Consider the following 24,858-nt stretch of genomic DNA (forward strand, 5'->3'; position numbering starts at 1 on the left):
TTGATGAGGTGTGACGTGAACAAGTGGCTGTTTCCTGCCGTGACGGCGCTGGCTGTGCTCCAGGGGTGTGCCAGTGTCCCGCGCGGCAATATTCCGGTGGTCGACTCGAGCACCCGCGTGTCCAATAGCGAGCGCGTGACGGCCAACCGCTCTGCGGGTGGCTATAACGCGGGCACCGCGCAAGCACAGACGCTGCCTGAGGATTCCGGCGTCACCGTAATGATCCCGCAGGGTGCCGGTGCCTCCAGCATCCAGACATTCCCGGCGGCCAACGGGCCGGCGCCGATCAGCACCTCGCCGATCACGCCGGGGCCGATCACGACCGGGTCGGTCAGTTCGGCGCCGATGACCACCAATCCTAACCCGATCGCCGACGAACCCTTCGACATCGCTGCGATGAACAGCGCTCCGCAGAGCACCGGCGCCCCGACCGGTATCCCGCGTAGCGGTGCCGCTGCAGGCGGACTATCGGCCGATGAACAGCTGGACGGTCCGGTACTGGCATTGCTGACTACTGCGCAGTCGCAGCAGGGCAGCGGTGACTTCAATGGTGCTGCTTCCAGCCTGGAGCGTGCGCAGCGCATTGCCCCGCGCGAGCCGCAAGTGCTGTATCGCCTGGCCCAGGTGCGCCTGTCACAAGGTGATGCGCCGCAGGCCGAGCAGCTGGCGCGCCGCGCCCTGACTTATGCCAACGGCCGCCCGAGCCTGCAGGCCGAGCTGTGGAACACCATCGCCCAGGCCCGGGAAAAGCAGGGTGACAGCGCTGGTGCTGCCCTGGCCCGGCAAAAGGCTCGGGTCAACCTGTGATGGTCGAGCAACGCATTCTGGATATTGCCGACCACCTGATGCTGATCGAGCGTGAGCTGCAAGTGCAGGGCTGGTGGGATGCCGAGGCGCCAAGCGACGAAGCACTGGCCAGCACCGTGCCGTTCGCCGTCGATACCCTCAGTTTCGAGCAGTGGCTGCAATGGATCTTCCTGCCACGCATGAAGATCATCATCGAGCTGGGCCAGCCGCTGCCCAATGCTTCGAGCATCCTGGTCATGGCCGAAACCGTATTTACCGATCGGCCGGAACAAAGCCGCGAGCTTCGCCGCCTGTTGGCAGCTTTCGATCAATTGATTGCTCCTTCCGCCTGATTTCTTCAGTTTTTCCTTCAAGGGCCACAGATTGTGGCCCTTTTTTATGGAAATCTTATTAATTCTGCTGCTGAAGCGATTTTTAGTGGTGGCAAGAATTCATCTTGAGGAAAAATTGGCAATAATTTTTCTTGACTTGTTGGTGCCGAATCAGAAGAATCCAATCTCCGCTGTAGAGGGACTGCCAGAAGCAGACCCGCTAAGCAGATCATGAGGCGCACACCCGCGCCGACCTGTTACACCCCGCAACGCGTTACCTCGCGCTGGGTGGGAAAACCCCGCAACACTCTGGGGCGCTCCCAATACTTGCTCAGTCAGTGCTGACGTTCGCTCATGCTCTGCTTGGCAGTAAACCTATTAAGACCCGTCCATTGAGGGCGGTATTCTGGCGTTTTAGAGGTGAACAACGTGGAGCTTTTATCTGGCGCTGAGATGGTCGTCCGCTTCTTGCGTGACGAAGGCGTTAAGCACATCTACGGGTACCCTGGTGGTGCTCTCCTGCATGTTTACGACGCACTGTTCAAGGAACCGGAAGTCGAGCACATCCTGGTTCGTCATGAGCAGGCAGCTACCCATATGGCGGACGGCTACGCCCGCGCCACCGGCAAGGCCGGTGTGGTGCTGGTGACTTCCGGGCCTGGTGCGACCAATGCCATTACCGGTATTGCCACTGCCTACATGGACTCGATTCCGATGGTCATCCTGTCTGGCCAGGTGCCCAGCACCATGGTCGGTACCGATGCCTTCCAGGAAACCGACATGATCGGTATTTCGCGGCCAATCGTGAAGCACAGCTTCATGATCAAACATGCCAGCGAAATCCCGGAAGTTCTGAAAAAAGCATTCTACCTGGCGCAATCCGGTCGCCCAGGTCCGGTCGTGGTCGACATTCCAAAAGATATGACCAACCCGGCCGAGAAGTTCGAATACGTCTACCCGAAAAAGGTCAAGCTGCGCTCCTACAGCCCGGCCGTTCGTGGCCATTCCGGGCAAATCCGCAAGGCAGCGGAGATGCTGCTGGCCGCCAAGCGCCCGGTGGTTTACTCCGGCGGCGGCGTGATTCTCGGTGGTGGCTCCGAAGCCCTGACCGAAATCGCCAAGTCGCTGAACCTGCCGGTCACCAATACCCTGATGGGCCTCGGTGGCTTCCCGGGTACTGATCGCCAGTTCCTCGGCATGCTCGGCATGCACGGCAGCTTCACTGCCAACATGGCGATGCATCATGCCGATGTCATCTTTGCCGTTGGCGCCCGCTTCGACGACCGCGTGGTGAACGGCCCGGCCAAGTTCTGCCCGAACGCCAAGATCATTCACATCGACATCGACCCGGCGTCGATCTCCAAGATGATCAAGGCCGACGTGCCGATCGTCGGCCCGGTCGACAGCGTCCTCAGCGAGATGCTCGGCATCCTCAAGGAAATCGGCGAGCAGCCTGACAAGGCGGCGCTGGATGCTTGGTGGAAGCAGATCGATGAATGGCGTGGCAATGGCGAGCTGTTCCCTTACGACAAGGGCGACGGCAACGTCATCAAGCCGCAGAAGGTCATCGAGACCCTGTGCGAAGTGACCCATGGCGACGCCTTCGTCACCTCCGACGTCGGCCAGCACCAGATGTTCGCGGCGCAGTACTACCGTTTCAACAAGCCGAACCGCTGGATCAATTCCGGTGGCCTGGGCACCATGGGCTTCGGCTTCCCGGCGGCGATGGGCGTCAAGCTCAACTTCCCGGACCAGGACGTGGCCTGCGTGACTGGCGAAGGCAGCATCCAGATGAATATCCAGGAGTTGTCCACCTGCATGCAGTACGGCCTGCCGGTAAAGATCGTCAACCTGAACAACGGTGTGCTGGGTATGGTCCGTCAGTGGCAGGACATGTCCTACAACGGTCGTCACTCGCACTCGTATGTCGAGTCGCTGCCTGACTTCATAAAGCTGGCCGAGGCCTATGGCCATGTGGGTATCCGCATCACCAGCCTGAAGGACCTCAAGCCGAAGCTGGAAGAAGCGTTTGCGATGAAGGACCGCCTGGTATTCATCGACATCGCGGTTGACCGCAGCGAGCACGTCTATCCGATGCAGATCAAGGATGGCTCGATGCGTGACATGTGGCTGAGCAAGACGGAGCGTACCTGATATGCGGCACATCATTTCCCTGCTGCTGGAAAACGAACCTGGTGCGTTGTCCCGCGTGGTCGGCCTGTTCTCCCAGCGTAACTACAACATTGAAAGCCTGACCGTGGCGCCGACCGAAGACCCGACCCTGTCGCGTCTGACGCTGACTACCGTTGGCCATGACGAAGTGATCGAGCAGATCACCAAGAACCTGAACAAGCTGGTCGAAGTGGTCAAGCTTGTCGACCTGTCGGAAAGCGCTCACATCGAGCGTGAACTGATGTTGGTCAAGGTCAAGGCTACCGGGGCTCAACGCGCCGAGATCAAGCGCACCACGGACATCTTCCGTGGCCAGATCGTCGACGTCACCGCCAGCGTGTACACCGTGCAGCTGAGCGGCACCAGCGACAAACTGGACAGCTTCATCCAGGCGATCGGCACTGCATCGATTCTCGAAACCGTGCGCAGCGGCGTTACCGGCATTGCCCGTGGCGACAAAGTGCTCAGCATCTGAATTCCACAAATTAGCGATGGCTCCGCAGGGGCCGAGATATAACCAGGGGTATTTCCATGAAAGTTTTCTACGATAAAGACTGCGACCTTTCCATCATCCAGGGTAAGAAAGTCGCCATCATCGGTTACGGTTCCCAGGGCCACGCTCAGGCGTGCAACCTGAAGGACTCCGGTGTAGATGTCACCATCGGTCTGCGTAAAGGTTCGGCCACCGTCGCCAAGGCAGAAGCCCATGGCCTGAAAGTGACCGACGTTGCCTCCGCCGTCGCTGCTGCCGACCTGGTCATGATCCTGACCCCGGACGAATTCCAGGGCCAGCTGTACAAGCAGGAAATCGAGCCGAACATCAAGAAGGGCGCTACCCTGGCCTTCTCCCACGGCTTCTCGATCCACTACAACCAGGTGGTTCCGCGTGCCGACCTCGACGTGATCATGATCGCGCCGAAGGCTCCTGGCCACACCGTTCGTTCCGAGTTCGTCAAAGGCGGTGGCATCCCTGACCTGATCGCTATCTACCAGGACGCTTCCGGCAACGCCAAGAACGTCGCGCTGTCCTATGCTTCGGGCGTTGGTGGCGGCCGTACCGGCATCATCGAAACCACCTTCAAGGACGAGACCGAAACCGACCTGTTCGGCGAGCAGGCTGTTCTGTGCGGTGGTACCGTCGAGCTGGTCAAAGCTGGTTTCGAAACCCTGGTCGAAGCTGGCTACGCCCCGGAAATGGCCTACTTCGAGTGCCTGCACGAGCTGAAGCTGATCGTTGACCTCATGTACGAAGGCGGCATCGCCAACATGAACTACTCGATCTCCAACAATGCCGAGTACGGTGAGTACGTTACCGGTCCGGAAGTCATCAACGAAGAATCCCGCAAGGCCATGCGCAACGCCCTGAAGCGCATCCAGGACGGCGAGTACGCGAAGATGTTCATCTCCGAAGGTGCTACCAACTACCCATCGATGACCGCCAAGCGCCGCAACAACGCCGCTCACGGCATCGAAATCATCGGCGAGCAGCTGCGTTCGATGATGCCGTGGATCTCGGCCAACAAAATCGTCGACAAGACCAAGAACTGAGTCTGTCGAAAGATGAAAAACGCGGCTTCGGCCGCGTTTTTTCGTTCTGACAGCTGGCTTCTGGTATAAAGCAGACCAGTGGCCCGCCGTTAGAACCTGTCTTGCGGGCCCGTGTCGAACATTTTCCATCCTGTTGCAAGGTACCCTCCATGAGCGAACGTCCCGAAGAGCCGAACAAGCCCTCCGACGCCGAAAGCCTGCTACCTGTCGATGAGCACGTTGAAGAAGGGCATGATGCCGAAGGGCGCAAGGTGCGCCACCGTGGCATCTATCTGCTGCCCAACCTGTTTACCACCGCCAACCTGTTTGCCGGTTTCTATTCCATCATCAGCTCGATGAGCGCACAGAGCGCCCTGAGTGCCGGTGACCCGCGCGAGGCAAGCAAGTACTTTGCCTTCGCTGCCATTGCCATCTTCGTGGCCATGGTGCTCGATGGCCTTGATGGCCGTGTCGCGCGCATGACCAATACCCAGAGCGCCTTCGGTGCCGAGTACGACTCGCTGTCGGACATGGTCGCCTTTGGTGTGGCCCCGGCTTTGCTTGCCTTCGGTTGGGCGCTGGGCGACATGGGCAAGGTCGGCTGGATGGTCGCCTTCATCTATGTGGCCGGCGCGGCGTTGCGCCTGGCACGTTTCAATACCCAGGTGGGTACTGCCGACAAGCGCTATTTCATCGGCCTGGCCAGCCCGGCCGCTGCGGGCGTGGTGGCGGGTACCGTATGGGCGTTCAGCGACTACGGCATCCAGGGTTCCAAGCTGTCGTTCCTGGTGGCGCTGCTGGTGGCTGCCGCCGGCATGCTGATGGTCAGCAACATCAAGTACAACAGCTTCAAGGAGCTGGACCTCAAGGGCCGCGTACCGTTTGTGGCGATCCTGGCCGTGGTGCTGGTGTTTGCCGTGGTGTTCAGCGACCCGCCGCGCATCCTGCTGCTGATCTTCCTCGCCTATGCGGCTTCGGGGCCGATCCAGTTCCTGCTGAAGGGGCGTCGGCGTAAAGCGTGACAGCCCGTTAATGTTGGAATAACCCTCCGGCTCCATAGTCTTACTGGTACATCCGCTATCCAGTGCTATGGAGCCGCCCATGCTCATCAAGCTATCCAGGTCTTCCGAGTGCAAGGCATCGGAGATCACCCCCGAAAGCATCTATCTTTCCCGGCGTGCCCTGCTGGGCGGTTCCCTGGCGACTCTGGCCCTGGGGGCGCTGCCAGGCAAGGCAGGCGCGGCCGAGGTTTCGCGTTATGCCGATGTACAGGCGGGGCGTGCGCCCGCCTGGTTTGCCGACAAGCTTGCTGCTACACAGTGGCAGGCGGTAACGGTCAAGGACGAGGCGATCACGCCGTTCAAGGATGCGACCCATTACAACAACTTCTATGAGTTCGGGCCAGACAAGGGCGACCCGGCGGCCAATGGCGACAGCCTGAAAACCGAACCGTGGAGCGTTGTGGTCGATGGCGAAGTGGCCAAGCCCGGGCGTTATGCGCTGGAAGACTTCGTCAAGCCGTATCAGCTTGAGGAGTGCATCTACCGGCTGCGTTGCGTGGAAGCGTGGTCGATGGTCATTCCATGGCTGGGCTTTCCGTTGGCGCAGGTACTCAAGCAGGTCGAGCCGACTTCCAGGGCACGCTATGTTCGCTTCGAGACCTTGAAGGATCCGGAGCACATGCCCGGGCAGCGTTCGGGCTTCGCCTTGATCGACTGGCCCTACAGGGAAGGCTTGCGCCTGGATGAGGCGATGCACCCCCTGGCGATCCTGGCGGTCGGCATGTATGGCCGCGAACTGCCCAGCCAGAATGGCGCGCCGTTGCGCCTGGTAATACCGTGGAAGTACGGTTTCAAGAGTATCAAGTCGATCGTGCGCATCAGCCTGGTGGCCGAGCAGCCTGGTACTACCTGGCAAGGCCTGGCGCCGGACGAGTACGGCTTCTACGCCAATGTGAACCCGACGGTCGACCACCCACGCTGGAGCCAGGCGCGTGAGCGGCGGCTGCCCAGCGGGCTGTTCAGCCCCAATGTGCGGGAAACCCAGATGTTCAATGGCTATGCCGATGACGTGGCGTCGCTGTATACCGGGCTCGATCTGCGGAAGAACTATTGATGCGTTATCCCTGGTTTCGTCTGGCCATCTTCATCGTGGGGTGCCTGTTCCCGGCGTGGTGGGTGTATGAGGCCGCGCAGAATCTGCTGGGGCCGGACCCTGGCAAGATCATGATGGACCGCCTCGGGCTTGGGGCGCTGACCTTCCTCCTGGTCACCTTGAGCATGACACCGCTGCAGAAGCTGACGGGCTGGCCGGGCTGGGTCGTTGTGCGCCGACAGCTGGGGTTGTGGGTGTTTGCCTATATCGTGCTGCATATCCTGGCGTATCTGTTCTTTATCCTCGGGCTGGATTGGGGGCAATTGGCAGTGGAGTTGCGCAAACGGCCCTACATTATCGTGGGTGCGCTGGGGTTCCTCGGGTTGCTGGCCCTGGCGGTGACCTCGAACCGGTATAGCCAGCGGCGAATGGGTGCGCGGTGGAAGAAGCTGCACAGGTTGGTGTATGGCGTGCTTGGCTTGGGGTTGCTGCATTTCCTGTGGATCGTTCGGTCGGATCTGCGGGAGTGGGCGATCTATGCGTTTATTGGTGTTGTGTTGATGGTGTTACGGGTGCCTGTGGTTTCGCGGGTGTTGCCCAGGATTGTCCGGAGGCAGGGCAGGGCGGTTTGAGGATTGGGGAGCTGGGTTGGTTTTCAGAAGTGCCCGCCACAACCCTTGCAGCGCCTACAAAATCGAGCGCCGCCCGCGCGGCGCATCGTGGATGAAATCCGCTCCTACATTTGTTGCAACGTGGCCACGCCTGTGAGGCCATGGTTGTCAGCGGGTTTGCAAGGCTCAAGTCATGCGCCAGGGCTGGCAACCATGGCCTCACAGGTTCGGCACGTTGCAACAAATGTAGGAGCGGATTTCATCCGCGATGCGCCGCGCGGGCGGCGCTCGATCTCACAGGCGCTGAATGCGTCGCGGCGAGCACTTGGCAGCCGTGATACGGTCTTTTTCGCGTACATTTCAATTTCTTGAAATTAACCCTTGACCCCTCTCCGAATCTCCTTATAATGCGCCCCACTTCCAGCGACATCGGAACGAAAAACTCCTTGTTCATCAATGAGTTAAGTAGTGTAGAAGAAGCTGAAAGGGCTACGATCGAATGATCGGCAGCGGTCGAGATGAAGGTTGACAGCGTTTCAAAACGCTGTATGATTCGCCTCCCGCTACGAGAGATCGCAGTGAGTCAAGTGTTTGAAGCTAAACGAGTTTCTCGCAAAAAACTTCAAAATAAACGCTTGACAGCAAATGAGGAAAGCGTAGAATGCGCGCCTCGGTTGAGGCGAAACGCTCTTAACCAAACGCTCTTTAACAAATCGAATCAAGCAATTCGTGTGGGTGCTTGTGAGTACGGACTGATAGTCACAAAGATTATCAGCATCACAAGTGGCCATGCGAGAAATCACATAGTCATTTGAGATTGCTGAGCCAAGTTTAGGGTTTCTTAAAAACCCAAGCAGTATTGAACTGAAGAGTTTGATCATGGCTCAGATTGAACGCTGGCGGCAGGCCTAACACATGCAAGTCGAGCGGATGACGGGAGCTTGCTCCTTGATTCAGCGGCGGACGGGTGAGTAATGCCTAGGAATCTGCCTGGTAGTGGGGGACAACGTTTCGAAAGGAACGCTAATACCGCATACGTCCTACGGGAGAAAGTGGGGGATCTTCGGACCTCACGCTATCAGATGAGCCTAGGTCGGATTAGCTAGTTGGTGAGGTAATGGCTCACCAAGGCGACGATCCGTAACTGGTCTGAGAGGATGATCAGTCACACTGGAACTGAGACACGGTCCAGACTCCTACGGGAGGCAGCAGTGGGGAATATTGGACAATGGGCGAAAGCCTGATCCAGCCATGCCGCGTGTGTGAAGAAGGTCTTCGGATTGTAAAGCACTTTAAGTTGGGAGGAAGGGCAGTAAGCTAATACCTTGCTGTTTTGACGTTACCGACAGAATAAGCACCGGCTAACTCTGTGCCAGCAGCCGCGGTAATACAGAGGGTGCAAGCGTTAATCGGAATTACTGGGCGTAAAGCGCGCGTAGGTGGTTCGTTAAGTTGGATGTGAAAGCCCCGGGCTCAACCTGGGAACTGCATCCAAAACTGGCGAGCTAGAGTACGGTAGAGGGTGGTGGAATTTCCTGTGTAGCGGTGAAATGCGTAGATATAGGAAGGAACACCAGTGGCGAAGGCGACCACCTGGACTGATACTGACACTGAGGTGCGAAAGCGTGGGGAGCAAACAGGATTAGATACCCTGGTAGTCCACGCCGTAAACGATGTCAACTAGCCGTTGGAATCCTTGAGATTTTAGTGGCGCAGCTAACGCATTAAGTTGACCGCCTGGGGAGTACGGCCGCAAGGTTAAAACTCAAATGAATTGACGGGGGCCCGCACAAGCGGTGGAGCATGTGGTTTAATTCGAAGCAACGCGAAGAACCTTACCAGGCCTTGACATGCAGAGAACTTTCCAGAGATGGATTGGTGCCTTCGGGAACTCTGACACAGGTGCTGCATGGCTGTCGTCAGCTCGTGTCGTGAGATGTTGGGTTAAGTCCCGTAACGAGCGCAACCCTTGTCCTTAGTTACCAGCACGTCATGGTGGGCACTCTAAGGAGACTGCCGGTGACAAACCGGAGGAAGGTGGGGATGACGTCAAGTCATCATGGCCCTTACGGCCTGGGCTACACACGTGCTACAATGGTCGGTACAGAGGGTTGCCAAGCCGCGAGGTGGAGCTAATCTCACAAAACCGATCGTAGTCCGGATCGCAGTCTGCAACTCGACTGCGTGAAGTCGGAATCGCTAGTAATCGCGAATCAGAATGTCGCGGTGAATACGTTCCCGGGCCTTGTACACACCGCCCGTCACACCATGGGAGTGGGTTGCACCAGAAGTAGCTAGTCTAACCTTCGGGGGGACGGTTACCACGGTGTGATTCATGACTGGGGTGAAGTCGTAACAAGGTAGCCGTAGGGGAACCTGCGGCTGGATCACCTCCTTAATCGACGACATCAGCCTGCTGATGAGCTCCCACACGAATTGCTTGATTCATGGTTGAAGACGATCAAGACCCTATATAGGTCTGTAGCTCAGTTGGTTAGAGCGCACCCCTGATAAGGGTGAGGTCGGCAGTTCAAATCTGCCCAGACCTACCAATATGCGGGGCCATAGCTCAGCTGGGAGAGCGCCTGCCTTGCACGCAGGAGGTCAGCGGTTCGATCCCGCTTGGCTCCACCACTTGCTTTACTTGATCAAACTCAGAAATGAGCATTCGCCTCGAATGTTGATTTCTGACTTTTGTCAGATCGTTCTTTAAAAATTCGGATATGTGATAGATATAGACTGATGACCAGTTTCACTGCTGGTTAATCAGGCTAAGGTAAAATTTGTGAGTTCTGCTCGAAAGAGCAACATGCGAATTTTCGGCGAATGTCGTCTTCACAGTATAACCAGATTGCTTGGGGTTATATGGTCAAGTGAAGAAGCGCATACGGTGGATGCCTTGGCAGTCAGAGGCGATGAAAGACGTGGTAGCCTGCGATAAGCTTTGGGGAGTCGGCAAACAGACTGTGATCCAGAGATCTCTGAATGGGGGAACCCACTCAGCACAAGCTGAGTATCTTGCACTGAATACATAGGTGCAAGAGGCGAACCAGGGGAACTGAAACATCTAAGTACCCTGAGGAAAAGAAATCAACCGAGATTCCCTTAGTAGTGGCGAGCGAACGGGGACCAGCCCTTAAGTTGATTTGAGATTAGTGGAACGCTCTGGAAAGTGCGGCCATAGTGGGTGATAGCCCCGTACACGAAAATCTCTTGTCAATGAAATCGAGTAGGACGGAGCACGAGAAACTTTGTCTGAACATGGGGGGACCATCCTCCAAGGCTAAATACTACTGACTGACCGATAGTGAACCAGTACCGTGAGGGAAAGGCGAAAAGAACCCCGGAGAGGGGAGTGAAATAGAACCTGAAACCGTATGCGTACAAGCAGTGGGAGCCTACTTTGTTAGGTGACTGCGTACCTTTTGTATAATGGGTCAGCGACTTATATTCAGTGGCGAGCTTAACCGAATAGGGGAGGCGTAGCGAAAGCGAGTCTTAATAGGGCGTTTAGTCGCTGGGTATAGACCCGAAACCGGGCGATCTATCCATGGGCAGGTTGAAGGTTAGGTAACACTGACTGGAGGACCGAACCGACTACCGTTGAAAAGTTAGCGGATGACCTGTGGATCGGAGTGAAAGGCTAATCAAGCTCGGAGATAGCTGGTTCTCCTCGAAAGCTATTTAGGTAGCGCCTCATGTATCACTCCAGGGGGTAGAGCACTGTTTCGGCTAGGGGGTCATCCCGACTTACCAAACCGATGCAAACTCCGAATACCTGGAAGTGCCGAGCATGGGAGACACACGGCGGGTGCTAACGTCCGTCGTGAAAAGGGAAACAACCCAGACCGTCAGCTAAGGTCCCAAAGTCATGGTTAAGTGGGAAACGATGTGGGAAGGCTTAGACAGCTAGGAGGTTGGCTTAGAAGCAGCCACCCTTTAAAGAAAGCGTAATAGCTCACTAGTCGAGTCGGCCTGCGCGGAAGATGTAACGGGGCTCAAACCATGCACCGAAGCTACGGGTGTCATCTTCGATGACGCGGTAGAGGAGCGTTCTGTAAGCCTGTGAAGGTGAGTTGAGAAGCTTGCTGGAGGTATCAGAAGTGCGAATGCTGACATGAGTAACGACAATGCGAGTGAAAAACTCGCACGCCGAAAGACCAAGGTTTCCTGCGCAACGTTAATCGACGCAGGGTTAGTCGGTCCCTAAGGCGAGGCTGAAAAGCGTAGTCGATGGAAAACAGGTTAATATTCCTGTACTTCCAGTTATTGCGATGGAGGGACGGAGAAGGTTAGGCCAGCCTGGCGTTGGTTGTCCAGGTTTAAGGTGGTAGGCTGAAATCTTAGGCAAATCCGGGATTTCAAGGCCGAGAGCTGATGACGAGTTGCCTTCAGGCGACGAAGTGGTTGATACCATGCTTCCAAGAAAAGCTCCTAAGCTTCAGATAACTGGGAACCGTACCCCAAACCGACACAGGTGGTTAGGTAGAGAATACCAAGGCGCTTGAGAGAACTCGGGTGAAGGAACTAGGCAAAATGGCACCGTAACTTCGGGAGAAGGTGCGCCGGCGAGGGTGAAGGACTTGCTCCGTAAGCCCATGCCGGTCGAAGATACCAGGCCGCTGCGACTGTTTATTAAAAACACAGCACTCTGCAAACACGAAAGTGGACGTATAGGGTGTGACGCCTGCCCGGTGCCGGAAGGTTAATTGATGGGGTTAGCGCAAGCGAAGCTCTTGATCGAAGCCCCGGTAAACGGCGGCCGTAACTATAACGGTCCTAAGGTAGCGAAATTCCTTGTCGGGTAAGTTCCGACCTGCACGAATGGCGTAACGATGGCGGCGCTGTCTCCACCCGAGACTCAGTGAAATTGAAATCGCTGTGAAGATGCAGTGTATCCGCGGCTAGACGGAAAGACCCCGTGAACCTTTACTATAGCTTTGCACTGGACTTTGAATTTGCTTGTGTAGGATAGGTGGGAGGCTTTGAAGTGGGGACGCCAGTTCTCATGGAGCCATCCTTGAAATACCACCCTGGCAACTTTGAGGTTCTAACTCAGGTCCGTTATCCGGATCGAGGACAGTGTATGGTGGGTAGTTTGACTGGGGCGGTCTCCTCCCAAAGAGTAACGGAGGAGTACGAAGGTGCGCTCAGACCGGTCGGAAATCGGTCGTAGAGTATAAAGGCAAAAGCGCGCTTGACTGCGAGACAAACACGTCGAGCAGGTACGAAAGTAGGTCTTAGTGATCCGGTGGTTCTGTATGGAAGGGCCATCGCTCAACGGATAAAAGGTACTCCGGGGATAACAGGCTGATACCGCCCAAGAGTTCATATCGACGGCGGTGTTTGGCACCTCGATGTCGGCTCATCACATCCTGGGGCTGAAGCCGGTCCCAAGGGTATGGCTGTTCGCCATTTAAAGTGGTACGCGAGCTGGGTTTAGAACGTCGTGAGACAGTTCGGTCCCTATCTGCCGTGGACGTTTGAGATTTGAGAGGGGCTGCTCCTAGTACGAGAGGACCGGAGTGGACGAACCTCTGGTGTTCCGGTTGTCACGCCAGTGGCATTGCCGGGTAGCTATGTTCGGAAGAGATAACCGCTGAAAGCATCTAAGCGGGAAACTTGCCTCAAGATGAGATCTCACTGGAACCTTGAGTTCCCTGAAGGGCCGTCGAAGACTACGACGTTGATAGGTTGGGTGTGTAAGCGCTGTGAGGCGTTGAGCTAACCAATACTAATTGCCCGTGAGGCTTGACCATATAACACCCAAGCAATTTGCTGACGCAGATTGCGGTGGTGAAGATGATACAAACCGAAAGTTCGCAACGAACCACGAACATCACATATCCGGATTCGCTGGAGTGTCTACCAGGACCTTCTGGCAACAGAATTTCTTGACGACCATAGAGCATTGGAACCACCTGATCCCATCCCGAACTCAGCAGTGAAACGATGCATCGCCGATGGTAGTGTGGGGCTTCCCCATGTGAGAGTAGGTCATCGTCAAGATTCATTTCGCAAAACCCCTATCTGCGCATGCAGGTAGGGGTTTTGTCTTTGCGCCGGCAAATATTCGCGCCGCCTGGTTTGCGCCCGCTGCGCTGCCGATCGCGACGCAAGGCCGTTCTACACTGTTCGCGTGATATCGTTCCCCCTCAGCCACCAGCGCCTTGCAGAGACCTGTCGATGCCCAGCACCACCCACCTTCATCCCGGCTTCATGATCGTCCATGGCAACCGCCTCGATGACCTGCGCAGCCTGGTGGTGAGCTGGATGCGTCGCTATCCCCTGGCACCGCTGGAAAACGAAATCGCCCTGGTGCAAAGCAATGGCATCGCCCAATGGCTCAAACTGGCCCTGGCTGAAGATCCACTGGAAGATGACCTTGGCGGCTGCGGCATCGCTGCCGCAATCGATGTGCAACTACCAGGCAGCTTCATGTGGCAGCTGTACCGGCGGGTGCTGGGGCGTGACGAAATTCCCGAAGTTTCCCTGCTCGACAAGGCGCCACTGACCTGGCGCCTGATGCGCCTGCTTCCGGCCTTGATCGAGCGCCCGCATTTCGAGCCGTTGCGGCGCTTCCTGACCGACGACAGCGACCTGCGCAAGCGCTATCAGCTCGCCGAGCGCCTGGCCGACCTGTTCGACCAGTACCAGGTCTACCGCGCTGACTGGCTCAAGGACTGGGCTGCCGGTGAGCACATCCTCAACACTGCCCGTGGCGAGCGTAAACCGCTGCCCCCGGGGAACCGCTGGCAGGCCGAGTTATGGCGTGCATTGCTGGAAGATGTCGGCGAGCAGGGCATGGCACAGAGCCGTGCCGGAGTACATCAGCGTTTCATCGAACGCATCAACAGCCTGGAACAGGCACCGCCAGGGCTGCCGCCCCGGGTCATCGTGTTCGGCATTTCCTCGTTGCCGGCCCAGGCCCTGGAAGCACTGGCCGGCCTGGCACGCTTCAGTCAAGTGTTGCTGTGCGTGCACAATCCATGTCGCCACCACTGGGCCGATATCGTTGCCGACAAGGACCTGCTGCGGCATCAGTACAAGCGCCAGCAGCGCAAGCAAGGCATGCCCCTGCAACTGGACGACCAGTCGCTGCATCAACATGCCCACCCCCTGCTGGCCGCCTGGGGCAAGCAAGGCCGCGACTACATCAACCTGCTCGACAGTTACGATGACCCTGCCAGTTACCAAGGCGTGTTCAGCGATGGCCGTATCGACCTGTTCAGCGACGGCTCGCCCGCCACGCTGCTCAACCAGTTGCAGGATGACATCCTCGAACTGCGCCCGCTCGCCGAAACCCGCGAACTGTGGCCGGCAGTCGACCCAATGCAGGATCGCTCGATCCGCTTCCACATTGCCCACAGCCCGCAACGTGAAGTGGAAATACTCCATGACCAGTTGCTGGCCCGGTTCAGTGCCGACCCTACCCTGCGCCCTCGTGACGTCATCGTCATGCTGCCGGCCATCGACACCTACGCGCCGCACATTCGCGCTGTATTCGGCCAGTTGCAGCGCAACGACCCGCGCTACATCCCGTTCACCCTGACCGACCAGGGCCAGCGCGGCCGTGAGCCTTTGCTGATTGCGCTCGAACACCTGCTCAAGCTGCCGGACAGCCGCTTTGCGGTCAGTGAAGTGCTCGACTTGCTGGACGTGCCGGCAGTCCGCGCCCGTTTCGGTATCCGCGAAAGCGACCTGCCCACGCTGCACCGCTGGATCGAGGGCGCCGGCATCCGCTGGGGCCTCGATGCCGAGCAACGGGCCAGCCTGGGTTTGCCTGCAGGCCTGGAACAGAACAGCTGGCGGTTCGGCCTGCGGCGGATGCTGTTGGGTTACGCAGTGGGTGTGGGAGAAGCCTGTGACGGCATCGAACCCTACGATGAAATCGGCGGGCTGGATGCGGCACTGATTGGCCCGCTGGCCGCCTTGCTCGAGGCCCTCGACGTGGCCTGCCAGGCCTTGTCCGAACCTGCCACGGTCAGCCAGTGGGGTGAGCGCCTGCATGCCTTGTTGCAGGTATTCTTCCTGGCCGAGGGCGAGCGTGACGAGTTTCTGCTGATGCAATTGCAGGATCTGCGCGACAGCTGGCTTGCAGTCTGCGAGGCCGTTGGCCTGCAAGACCCGTTGCCGTTGACCGTCGTACGCGAAGCCTGGCTGTCGGGCCTTGACCAAGGCAAGTTGTCCCAGCGCTTCCTTGCCGGCTCCGTGAACTTCTGCACCCTGATGCCGATGCGCGCCATCCCGTTCCGGGTGGTCTGCCTGCTGGGCATGAACGATGGCGACTACCCCCGTGCCCAGCAACCGCTGGACTTCGACCTGATGGCCAGTGACTACCGCCCGGGTGACCGTTCGCGCCGCGAGGATGACCGCTACCTGCTGCTGGAGGCGCTATTGTCGGCACGCGACCAGCTTTATGTCAGCTGGGTCGGGCGTAGCATCCGCGACAACAGCGAACGCCCGGCCTCGGTACTGATCGGCCAACTGCGTGACCACCTTGCGGCTGGCTGGCTTCTGGCAGATGCCCAGCAGGGGCAGCCAGCCGACCCGGGGGAGCAACTGCTGCATGCGCTTACCCAGGAACATCCATTGCAGCCGTTCAGCCCGCGCTACTTCCAGCAAGGCAGCCCGCTGTTCAGCTTTGCCCATGAATGGCAGGTGCTGCACCAGCAGGGTCAGGATGACGAGCAGGGCGACCCCGGCCTGCCACCCTATCAGCAAGACGATGCCCTGAGCCTGACCCAGCTCGGGGACTTTCTGCGCCACCCGGTGCGGCACTTCTTCAGCCAGCGCCTGAAGGTGTACTTCGAAGCCCTGGAGGCACCGACCCCGGACGAAGAGCCTTTCGTTCTGGACGCCCTGCAGCGCTACGGTGCCAGTGAAAGCCTGCTCGGTGCAGCGTTGGCCGAGCCGGACAATGCCGAACAGGCCCTGCAGATACAGGCCCGACGCCTGCAGGCCTGTGGCCTGCTGCCCCTGGCGGGGTTTGGCGAGTTGCTACAGCGCGAGCTGATCGAGCCGCTGCCAGACCTGCTGCAACGCCACCGGCAGTTGTTGCAACGCTGGCCGCGACTGGTCGAAGGTGCGTTGCCGGTGCATTTCGAACATGGCCAGCATCGTCTCGAAGGCTGGCTGGGCCGGGTGTTCCAGGCGGCCGACCAGAGCCTGCTCAGCATCACGACCGTGCCCAACACCATCAGTGCGGGGCGCAATGCCCTCAAGTGGCACCGCCTGATCGTGCCCTGGATCACCCACTTGGCAGCGTGCGCGGCGGGCTATCCCTATCACAGCGCACTGGTGGCCAGTGACCTGACCCTGCTGCTTGCGCCATTGCCGCAGGCGCAGGCGGCACAACTGCTGGGTGACTTGCTGGTAGCCCGTCAGGCGGCGATGAACTCACCGTTGCCGGTCGCGGCCAAGACCGCGTTCGCCTGGCTGGCCCAGGACGACAGCGACAAAGCCCTGGCCGCCGCAGCCCGCGCCTACGAAGGCGACGGGCGTACCAGCTTCGGCGAGCGCAGTGAAAGCGTCGCCCTGGCCCGCCAGTTCCGCGACTTTGCTGCGCTCACGGCTGATGAGACCTTTGAAGGCTGGTGCGAAACGCTGTACCGCCCCTTGTTCGACGCCCCTTGGCAGACCCTGGGCAACCCGGAGAACGGCGCATGATCCAGGACCGTCCCCTGGCACTGAGTTTTCCCCTGCATGGCAGCCAGCTGATCGAGGCCAGCGCCGGCACGGGCAAGACCTTCACCATTTCGGCGCTGTACCTGCGCCTGATCCTCGGCCACGGCGGCGCGCAGGGCTTCGATCGCGAACTGCTGCCCCCGCAGATCCTGGTGGTGACCTTCACTGACGCCGCGACCAAAGAGCTGCGCGAGCGCATCCGCGCCCGCCTGGCGGAAGCCGCGCGGTTCTTCCGCGGTGAACTGCACGCCGCTGATCCGCTGTTGCATCAACTGCGTGATGACTACCCGGAAGAGGCCTGGCCGCGCTGCGCCGGGCGCCTGGAAATCGCCGTGCAATGGATGGACGAGGCCGCCGTGTCGACCATCCACGGCTGGTGCCAACGCATGCTGCGCGAGCATGCCTTCGACAGCGGCAGCCTGTTCACCCAGACCCTGGAAACCGACCACAGTGACTTGCTGGCACAAGTGGTGCGCGATTACTGGCGGCGCTTCTGCTATGGCATGCAAGGCGATGCGCTGGCCTGGGTGCGCAACCACTGGGGCAGCCCCGACGCCTTGCTGCCGCGCATCCGCCCGCTGTTCGGCCGGGTGCACCTCTCACCGCAAGGGCTGGAACCGGCGGCGTTGATCCAGGCGTCGCTGCAGCGGCGTGGCGAGCAGTTGGTCCGGCTCAAGGCGCCGTGGGCGCAATGGGCCGAGGAGCTGCGGCAGCTCTGCCATGCTGCGGTGGCCGCCAAGCAGGTCGATGGCCGCAAGATGCGCGCACAGTATTTTGATCCCTGGTGCGACAAGCTGTGCGCCTGGGCTGCGGACGAACAACTGGTCGAGCTGGAGCTGGGCAGCGGCTTCAGCCGCCTGACGCCGGCGGGCATGGCTGACGCGTGGAAGTCCGGTGAGCCACCCGATCATCCGGCACTCGATGCCATGCAGGCCCTGCAGCAACAATTGCAGGCCCTGGACAGCCCGGAAGCGCCGTTGCTCGAGCACGCCGCCAGCTGGGTATCGGCACGTTTCGAAGTTGAAAAACGTCGGCGTGCGGAAATGGGCTTCGACGATATGCTCATGCGCCTGCAACACGCCTTGGCCAGCGAGGCCGGCGAGCGCCTGGCCGGGCTGATCCGCGAACAGTTCCCGGTCGCCCTGATCGACGAGTTCCAGGACACCGACCCGGTCCAGTACGGCATTTTCGAACGTATCTACCGGATCAGCGAGAACCGCGAGCAGACCGGGCTGTTCATGATCGGCGACCCCAAGCAGGCGATCTACGCCTTCCGTGGTGCCGACATCTACACCTACCTTGCTGCGCGCCGTGCCACCAGCGGCCGCCTGCACAGCCTGGACACCAACTACCGCTCCAGCAAGGCCATGGTTGCGGCGGTCAACCAGCTGTTCCTGCAGGCCGAGGCGCGTGAAGCCGGGCGCGGGGCGTTCCTGTTCCGCGAGGCCGATGACAACCCGCTGCCGTTCGTCGAGGTTCGTGCCAAAGGCCGGGGCGAGCAATTGCTGATCGACGGTGAACCCTGTGCAGCCCTGCAATGCTGGCAGCTGGAAAGCAAGGAGCCGGTCTCCGGCAGCCTCTACCGCCAGCAACTGGCCGCCAGTTGCGCCAGCCATATCGTCGCCTTGCTCCATGGCGGCCAGCAGGGCAGCGCAGGCTTCCGCAATGCCGAGGGCGAATTGCGCCCATGCCTGCCCTCCGACATCGCCATCCTGGTCCGTGATGGGCACGAAGCGCAAATGATCCGTGCCGAGCTGGCCGCGCGCGAGGTGCGCAGTGTCTACCTGTCCGACAAGGACTCGGTATTCGCCGCCCAGGAAGCGCACGACCTGCTGGCCTGGCTGAAGGCCTGTGCCGAACCCGACTCGGAGCGCTTGCTCAAGGCCGCCCTGGCCAGCCTGACCCTCAATTTGTCGTTGGCGGCGCTGGACCGGCTGAACCAGGACGAGCGCGTCTGGGAAGACTGGGTCATGCGTTTTCGCCGCTACCGCGATATCTGGCAGCGCCAGGGCGTGCTGCCCATGCTGCGGCACCTGCTGCATGATTTCCAGCTGCCGCGCATGCTGATCCGCCGCAGTGATGGCGAGCGAGTGCTGACCAACCTGCTGCACCTGGCCGAGCTGCTGCAGCAGGCCGCTGGCGAACTGGACGGCGAACAGGCGCTGATTCGGCATCTGGCCGAGCATCTGGCCAGTTCCGGCCAGGCCGGCGAGGAGCAGATCCTGCGCCTGGAGAGCGACGAGCAGTTGGTCAAGGTGGTAACCATTCACAAGTCCAAGGGCCTGGAATACCCGCTGGTCTACCTGCCGTTCATCTGCACCAGCAAGCCGGTCGACGGCAGCCGCCTGCCGCTGGCCTGGCATGACAGCCTGGGTAACGCCCATCTCACCCTCACGCCGGACCCCGAACAGATCGAGCGCGCCGATGACGAGCGCCTGGCCGAGGACCTGCGCCTGCTCTACGTGGCCCTGACCCGCGCACAGCATGCCTGCTGGCTGGGGGTTGCCGACCTCAAGCGCGGTAATCAGAAAAGCTCGCAGTTGCATCGTTCGGCGTTCGGCTACCTGCTCGGTGGCGGCCTCGCCTTGCCGGGCTCGGAGCAACTGGGGGGCTGGTTGCAGGCCTTGGCGGCAACCAGCCCGCACATCAGTTGCCCAGGCCTGCCGCAGGCAGATCAGCAGCTGTATCGCATGCCGCATGCTGCGCGGGAGCTGCTGCCGGCACGCAAGCCGCGCCGTGCGGCGGCCGAGCACTGGTGGATCGCCTCGTACAGCGCCCTGCGCATCGGCGAGCAGTCGCTCGGTGCCGACAGTTCGCAGGCGCAGCAGTTGTTCGACGATGAAAGGGTCGATGCGCAGGTATTGCGCGAAGTCCCGGCCGACAGCGGCGATATCCACCGCTTCCCGCGTGGGCCAAACCCCGGCACCTTCCTCCACGGCTTGCTGGAGTGGGCGGGGCGCGAGGGCTTCAGCCAGGTGAGTGGCAACCCGCAGTTGATCCAGCAAACCGTTGGCCAGCGCTGCAACCGGCGTGACTGGACTGGCTGGATCACCACCCTCAGCCAATGGCTGCAACGCCTGCTGGGCGAGGCATTGCCACTGTCGGGCAAAGGCCTGAGCGTGACCCTGGGGCAGTTGTGCCATTACCAGGTCGAAATGGAGTTCTGGTTCGCCAGCCGTCAGGTCGATGCCGAACAGCTCGACCGCCTGGTGGCTCGCCATACCCACCCCGGCCTGGCGCGCCCGGCGGCGCAACCGACCTTGCTCAATGGCATGTTCAAGGGCTTCATCGATCTGGCGTTCGAGCTGGACGGGCGCTACTACGTGGCCGATTACAAGTCCAACTGGTTGGGCCCGGATATCCAGGCCTACGATGGCCTGGCCATGGAAAAGGCCATTCTCGAACACCGTTACGACCTGCAGTACGTGTTGTACGTGCTGGCCCTGCATCGCCAGCTGCGCGCGCGTCTGCCCGATTATGACTACGATCGCCATGTCGGCGGCGCCCTGTTCATCTTCCTGCGTGGTGCCAGCAGCAGCGGCCACGGCGTGTACCACACCAAGCCGCCGCGTGAACTGATCGAAAGCCTCGATGCGCTGTTCCGCGGCGAGCACCCGCCCATGCAGCAGGACCTGTTTGCCGGAGCTGTGATATGAGCCGAAGCCTCGTCGATCTGTTGCCCACCCCGCTGCATGCCGAGCACTTGCTGGCCCTGAAGCCACAGCACGACAGCGCTGACCTGCTGCAACTGCTGGACCGTTGGGTGGAGCGCGGCTGGTTGCGGGCCCTGGATCGCGCGTTCGTGTCGTTCCTGGAAGAGCGCGCCCCCGGCAGCGATCCCTTGCTGTTGCTGGCCGCTGCCCTGGCCAGCCACCAATTGGGCCACGGCCATGTCTGCCTCGACCTGCAGCAAACCCTGGCAGAGCCCGACTTCGCCCTGTCGTTGCCGCCCGAAGGCGATGCCCTGACCGGTCCCTTGCTGCTGCCCTCGCAGTTGTTGGCCAACCTCGACCTGCATGCCTGGCGCCAACGGATTGCCGCCAGCGCGCTGGTGGCTGCCGGGGATGCACCGGGGCAGCAAGCGCGGCCACTGGTGCTCAGCGGCGAGCGCCTGTACCTGCGCCGCTACTGGAGTTACGAGCGGCGCATCGACCATATCCTGCGCCAGCGCCTGGCCCAGGCCGAAGCAGCACCGGCCGACCTGCCGGCCCGCCTGGCGCAGCTGTTCGACGGGGGAGCACCAGCGGCCCAGGTCGACTGGCAGAAACTCGCTTGCGCCCTGGCCACCCGCGCCGGCTTCAGCGTCATCACCGGCGGCCCCGGTACCGGCAAGACGACCACAGTGGTACGCCTGTTGGCCTTGCTGCAGGCGCCGGCGGTGGAGCAGGGCAGGCCACTGCGCATTCGCCTGGCCGCGCCGACCGGCAAGGCGGCTGCGCGCCTGACCGAATCCATCGGCCAGCAAGTCGAGCGCCTGCAGGTCAGCGCCGAGGTGCGCGGGCAGATCCCTACCGAGGTCAGCACCGTGCACCGCCTGCTGGGCAGCCGGCCAGGCTCGCGACACTTCCGCCACCATGCCGGCAACCCGTTGCCGTTGGACGTGCTGGTGGTCGACGAAGCCTCGATGATCGACTTGGAGATGATGGCCAACCTGCTCGATGCCCTGCCGCCACGGGCGCGCCTGGTGCTGCTGGGCGACAAGGACCAACTGGCCTCGGTCGAGGCCGGGGCAGTGCTGGGTGACCTGTGCCGCGATGCCGAAGACGGCTGTTACTCGCTGGCGACCCAGGCATGGCTGGAACAGGCCGGTGGCGAGTCGCTGGCCGGTAGCGGCCTCAAGACCGGTGACGAGCAGCGCCACCCGCTGGCCCAGCAGGTGGTGATGTTGCGCTTCTCGCGGCGTTTCGGCGAGGGCAGCGGCATTGGCCAGCTGGCCCGGCTGGTCAACCGCCAGGAGGCGCACGCGGCGCGTAACCTGCTGGCCATGCCGCCGGCCGACGTGCACAGCCTGGCCCTGAAGCAGGAGCAGGACCGTGCTTTCGATCGCCTGCTGCTCGACGGCCTCAACCGCGGCAGCGATGGCCCGCAGGGTTACCGCAGCTACCTGCGCACCCTTGGCCGCTTCCGCCCGGCGCTCGATACCGCCTTTGATGACCCGGCATGGGAGCAATGGGCAGGCAAAGTGCTGCACAGCTTCGAGGACTTCCAGCTGCTGTGTGCGGTACGCCGTGGGGCCTGGGGTGTCGAAGGCCTAAACGAGCGGGTGGCGCGGGTGCTGCACAATGCCGGGCTGATCGACAGCCAGCAGCCCTGGTACGAAGGACGCCCGGTGCTGGTGACGCGCAACGATTACGGCCTGGGCCTGATGAACGGTGACATTGGTATTGCGCTGCGCCTGCCCGACGAGCGCGGCGAGCCCCTGCTGCGCGTGGCCTTCCCGCGTAACGACGGCAGTGGCGGGGTGCGCTTCGTCCTGCCCAGCCGGTTGAACGAGGTGGAAACGGTATTCGCCATGACCGTGCACAAGTCGCAGGGCTCGGAGTTCGGTCATACCGCCCTGGTGCTACCGGATGCGTTGAACCCGGTGCTGACCAAGGAGCTGGTATACACCGGCATCACGCGTGCCAAGCACTGCTTCAGCCTGGTCGAACCCCGCCAGGGCATTTTCGAAGAAGCAGTGGCACGCAAGGTGCGGCGTATTTCCGGGTTGATGCTGGAACAGGTGTAGGGCCAGCAAACCCGATGCATACGGCTGCTCCCTCTTATAGGTAGGCGGCCATATGCTATCGTTGCGCCGTTATCCGATAGGATCTTGAGAGACTTCCCGCATGAAGCTGGCCGCAAGGCGAGTGACAAGCTGTGTGCTTTCGCTATTGCTGGCCGCCCTGTTCCTTGCAGCAGGTACTGCCCGGGCGGACACCGCCGCAACCGTCGCCCAGGCGCAGCAACGCGCCAAAGCCGTTACCCAAGTAGTGTTGGGTATCTTCAGCTATGCCCGCTGGCCCGTCGAACCCTCACCTTTGCGCCTATGCCTGGTTGGCCCGACCGAATACGCCGATGACCTGATCAAAGGCCATGCCCAGGAATCCGGCCAGCCGCTGCAGGTGCGGCGCCTGCTAGCGACCGATAGCCAGGTTGCGCAGGCCTGCGATGCCATCTATATCGGCAAGCTCGACCAGGGCCAGCGTGACCGGCTGTTCGAGCGCATCGGTGGCCACCCGGTACTGAGCATCAGCGAAGCGGACGACCCATGCACGGTCGGCAGCCTGTTCTGCCTGCGGGTCAGCGACCGACAAGTCGCCTTCGAGGTCAACCTCGACTCGGTGGCACGTTCCGGCGTGCGCATTCACCCCAGCGTGCTGCAGTTGTCGCAGCGCCGCGCGGTGCAGCCATGAAGGGGGCCGACAAGCGCGGTGCGCGACCAACCCTGCGCTCGGCGCTCGGCCGTGGCCACCTGAGCGTCGCCTTGCTCGCCGTAGGCCTGGCCGGCATTTCCCTGACCCTGCTGGGCGTGCTCGCCCTGCGCGTTTACGCCAACCACAACCTGCATCTGATCGCCCGCTCGATCAGTTACACCGTGGAAGCGGCCGTCGTGTTCGATGACAGTGCTGCGGCCAATGAATCGCTGGCGTTGATCGCCAGTGCCGAGGAAGTGGCCGAAGCCAGGGTGTTCGACAACGAAGGCCAGCAGCTGGCGCATTGGCAGCGCAGTGATACTGGCCTGCTTGCGCGGTTGGAAGGGCAGGTTGCCAGCGCCTTGCTCGATGAACCGGTCAACCTGGCGATTACCCACCAGCAACGGCAGGTCGGGCGCATCGAACTGGTCGGCCAGGGGCGTAGCCTGCTGCTGTTCCTGCTCAGTGGGCTGGCCGGCATCCTGGTCTGTACGCTGCTCAGCGCCTTGGCTGCACAACACCTGTCGCGGCGTTTGCTCGGTGATATCGTTCGCCCGCTGCGCGGTCTGGCCAGTGTTGCCCATGCCGCCCGCCGGGAGCGCAGCTTCGATCGGCGCGTGCCGGAAGCACCGATTGCCGAGCTCAATGAACTGGGTAACGACTTCAATGCGCTGCTGGACGAACTGGAGGTATGGCACAGCCACCTGCAGAACGAAAACCAGACGCTGGCCCACCAGGCCAGCCATGACAGTTTGACCGGCCTGCCCAACCGAGCCTTTTTCGAGGGGCGCCTGACCCGTAGCCTGCGCAATGCCGAGCGACAGCAAGACCACCTGGCGCTGCTGTTTCTCGACAGTGACCACTTCAAGCAGATCAACGATACCCTTGGCCATGCCGTGGGCGACGAAGTGCTGATCAGCGTGGCCGACCGTGTGCGCGCCCAGCTGCGTGAGCACGACCTGGTGGCGCGTCTGGGCGGTGACGAGTTCGCCGTGCTGCTGACGCCTTTGCATTCGCGTCAGGATGCCGAGCGCGTTGCCGAGAAGATCGTTGCCAGCATGAAGCTGCCGGTGCAACTGGACAGTGGCCGCAGTATCGCCACCTCGTTGAGTGTCGGTATCGCCTATTACCCGGATGACGGCACCGATCCTGCCAGTCTTCTGAATGCTGCTGACGCGGCGATGTACCAGGCCAAGCGCAATCGCCGTGGGCACTGGCAGGTAGCGCAGATGGAAATCAAGAACAGGAGTTGAC

Annotated in this window: 13 protein-coding genes, 2 tRNA genes and 3 rRNA genes; all 18 read left to right on the forward strand. The window is 60.8% G+C overall.

The window, feature by feature from the left end; translation table 11 throughout:
* The first annotated feature begins 3 nt into the window (after positions 1-3).
* The 18 genes from HU760_RS04420 to dgcN all read left to right on the forward strand — a co-directional run bounded on the left by HU760_RS04420 (position 4) and on the right by dgcN (position 24,857).
* Complete coding sequence (locus tag HU760_RS04420; RefSeq protein WP_186672936.1) at positions 4-807, forward strand: tetratricopeptide repeat protein; 804 nt, start codon at positions 4-6, stop codon at positions 805-807.
* Entirely contained in the window at positions 807-1,139 is a 333-nt protein-coding gene (locus HU760_RS04425; protein WP_186672938.1) for a YqcC family protein, read from the forward strand. The genes HU760_RS04420 and HU760_RS04425 overlap by 1 nt, the downstream gene beginning before the upstream one ends.
* A 408-nt stretch (positions 1,140-1,547) precedes the next feature.
* Positions 1,548-3,272 (forward strand): acetolactate synthase 3 large subunit, encoded by a 1,725-nt coding sequence (locus HU760_RS04430; protein ID WP_170032692.1) that lies wholly within the window; start codon positions 1,548-1,550, stop codon positions 3,270-3,272.
* A 1-nt stretch (position 3,273) separates the two neighbouring features.
* On the forward strand, positions 3,274-3,765 hold the full coding sequence (gene ilvN, locus HU760_RS04435; protein ID WP_003250040.1) for an acetolactate synthase small subunit: 492 nt from the start codon (positions 3,274-3,276) through the stop codon (positions 3,763-3,765).
* Positions 3,766-3,821: 56 nt separating this feature from the next.
* Positions 3,822-4,838 carry a ketol-acid reductoisomerase gene (gene ilvC, locus HU760_RS04440; RefSeq protein ID WP_013974255.1) on the forward strand — a complete coding sequence of 339 codons (1,017 nt, stop codon included), beginning with the start codon at positions 3,822-3,824 and terminating at the stop codon, positions 4,836-4,838.
* Between the two features lie 149 nt (positions 4,839-4,987).
* The gene (gene pssA, locus HU760_RS04445; RefSeq protein WP_170032690.1) at positions 4,988-5,839 is read left to right on the forward strand and encodes a CDP-diacylglycerol--serine O-phosphatidyltransferase; all 852 of its coding nucleotides are present in this window, start codon (positions 4,988-4,990) and stop codon (positions 5,837-5,839) included.
* Between the two features lie 79 nt (positions 5,840-5,918).
* Positions 5,919-6,932, forward strand: a complete 1,014-nt coding sequence (msrP, locus tag HU760_RS04450; RefSeq protein ID WP_186672940.1) for a protein-methionine-sulfoxide reductase catalytic subunit MsrP — start codon at positions 5,919-5,921, stop codon at positions 6,930-6,932.
* Positions 6,932-7,543, forward strand: coding sequence for a protein-methionine-sulfoxide reductase heme-binding subunit MsrQ (msrQ, locus tag HU760_RS04455; protein ID WP_186672943.1), 612 nt, complete (start codon positions 6,932-6,934; stop codon positions 7,541-7,543). Before msrP ends, msrQ begins: the two co-directional genes overlap by 1 nt.
* Positions 7,544-8,383: 840 nt before the next feature.
* Positions 8,384-9,920, forward strand: a 16S ribosomal RNA gene (locus tag HU760_RS04460).
* Positions 9,921-9,997: 77 nt separating this feature from the next.
* Positions 9,998-10,074 (forward strand) — tRNA-Ile (locus HU760_RS04465).
* Between the two features lie 6 nt (positions 10,075-10,080).
* Positions 10,081-10,156, forward strand: a tRNA-Ala gene (locus HU760_RS04470).
* Between the two features lie 233 nt (positions 10,157-10,389).
* Positions 10,390-13,281: ribosomal RNA gene (locus HU760_RS04475) — 23S ribosomal RNA — on the forward strand.
* A gap of 134 nt (positions 13,282-13,415) precedes the next feature.
* Positions 13,416-13,531 (forward strand): 5S ribosomal RNA (rrf, locus tag HU760_RS04480).
* The 16S, 23S and 5S rRNA genes sit together here with 2 tRNA genes alongside, the layout of an rRNA operon.
* Before the next feature lie 177 nt (positions 13,532-13,708).
* Entirely contained in the window at positions 13,709-17,191 is a 3,483-nt protein-coding gene (gene recC / locus HU760_RS04485; RefSeq protein WP_186675336.1) for an exodeoxyribonuclease V subunit gamma, read from the forward strand.
* Positions 17,188-20,865: an exodeoxyribonuclease V subunit beta gene (recB, locus tag HU760_RS04490; protein ID WP_186675334.1), complete on the forward strand. Its 3,678-nt coding sequence runs from the start codon at positions 17,188-17,190 to the stop codon at positions 20,863-20,865. Before recC ends, recB begins: the two co-directional genes overlap by 4 nt.
* A complete protein-coding gene (gene recD / locus HU760_RS04495) occupies positions 20,862-22,937 on the forward strand; it encodes an exodeoxyribonuclease V subunit alpha (protein ID WP_186675332.1) in 2,076 nt (691 codons plus the stop codon). Before recB ends, recD begins: the two co-directional genes overlap by 4 nt.
* A 100-nt stretch (positions 22,938-23,037) precedes the next feature.
* Complete coding sequence (gene yfiR, locus HU760_RS04500) at positions 23,038-23,604, forward strand: regulatory sequestration protein YfiR (RefSeq protein WP_186675330.1); 567 nt, start codon at positions 23,038-23,040, stop codon at positions 23,602-23,604.
* Complete coding sequence (dgcN, locus tag HU760_RS04505) at positions 23,601-24,857, forward strand: diguanylate cyclase DgcN/YfiN (protein WP_186675328.1); 1,257 nt, start codon at positions 23,601-23,603, stop codon at positions 24,855-24,857. Before yfiR ends, dgcN begins: the two co-directional genes overlap by 4 nt.
* Position 24,858 lies beyond the last annotated feature (1 nt).

The sequence above is a fragment of the Pseudomonas oryzicola genome (genome assembly GCF_014269185.2).
Classification (GTDB): domain Bacteria; phylum Pseudomonadota; class Gammaproteobacteria; order Pseudomonadales; family Pseudomonadaceae; genus Aquipseudomonas; species Aquipseudomonas oryzicola.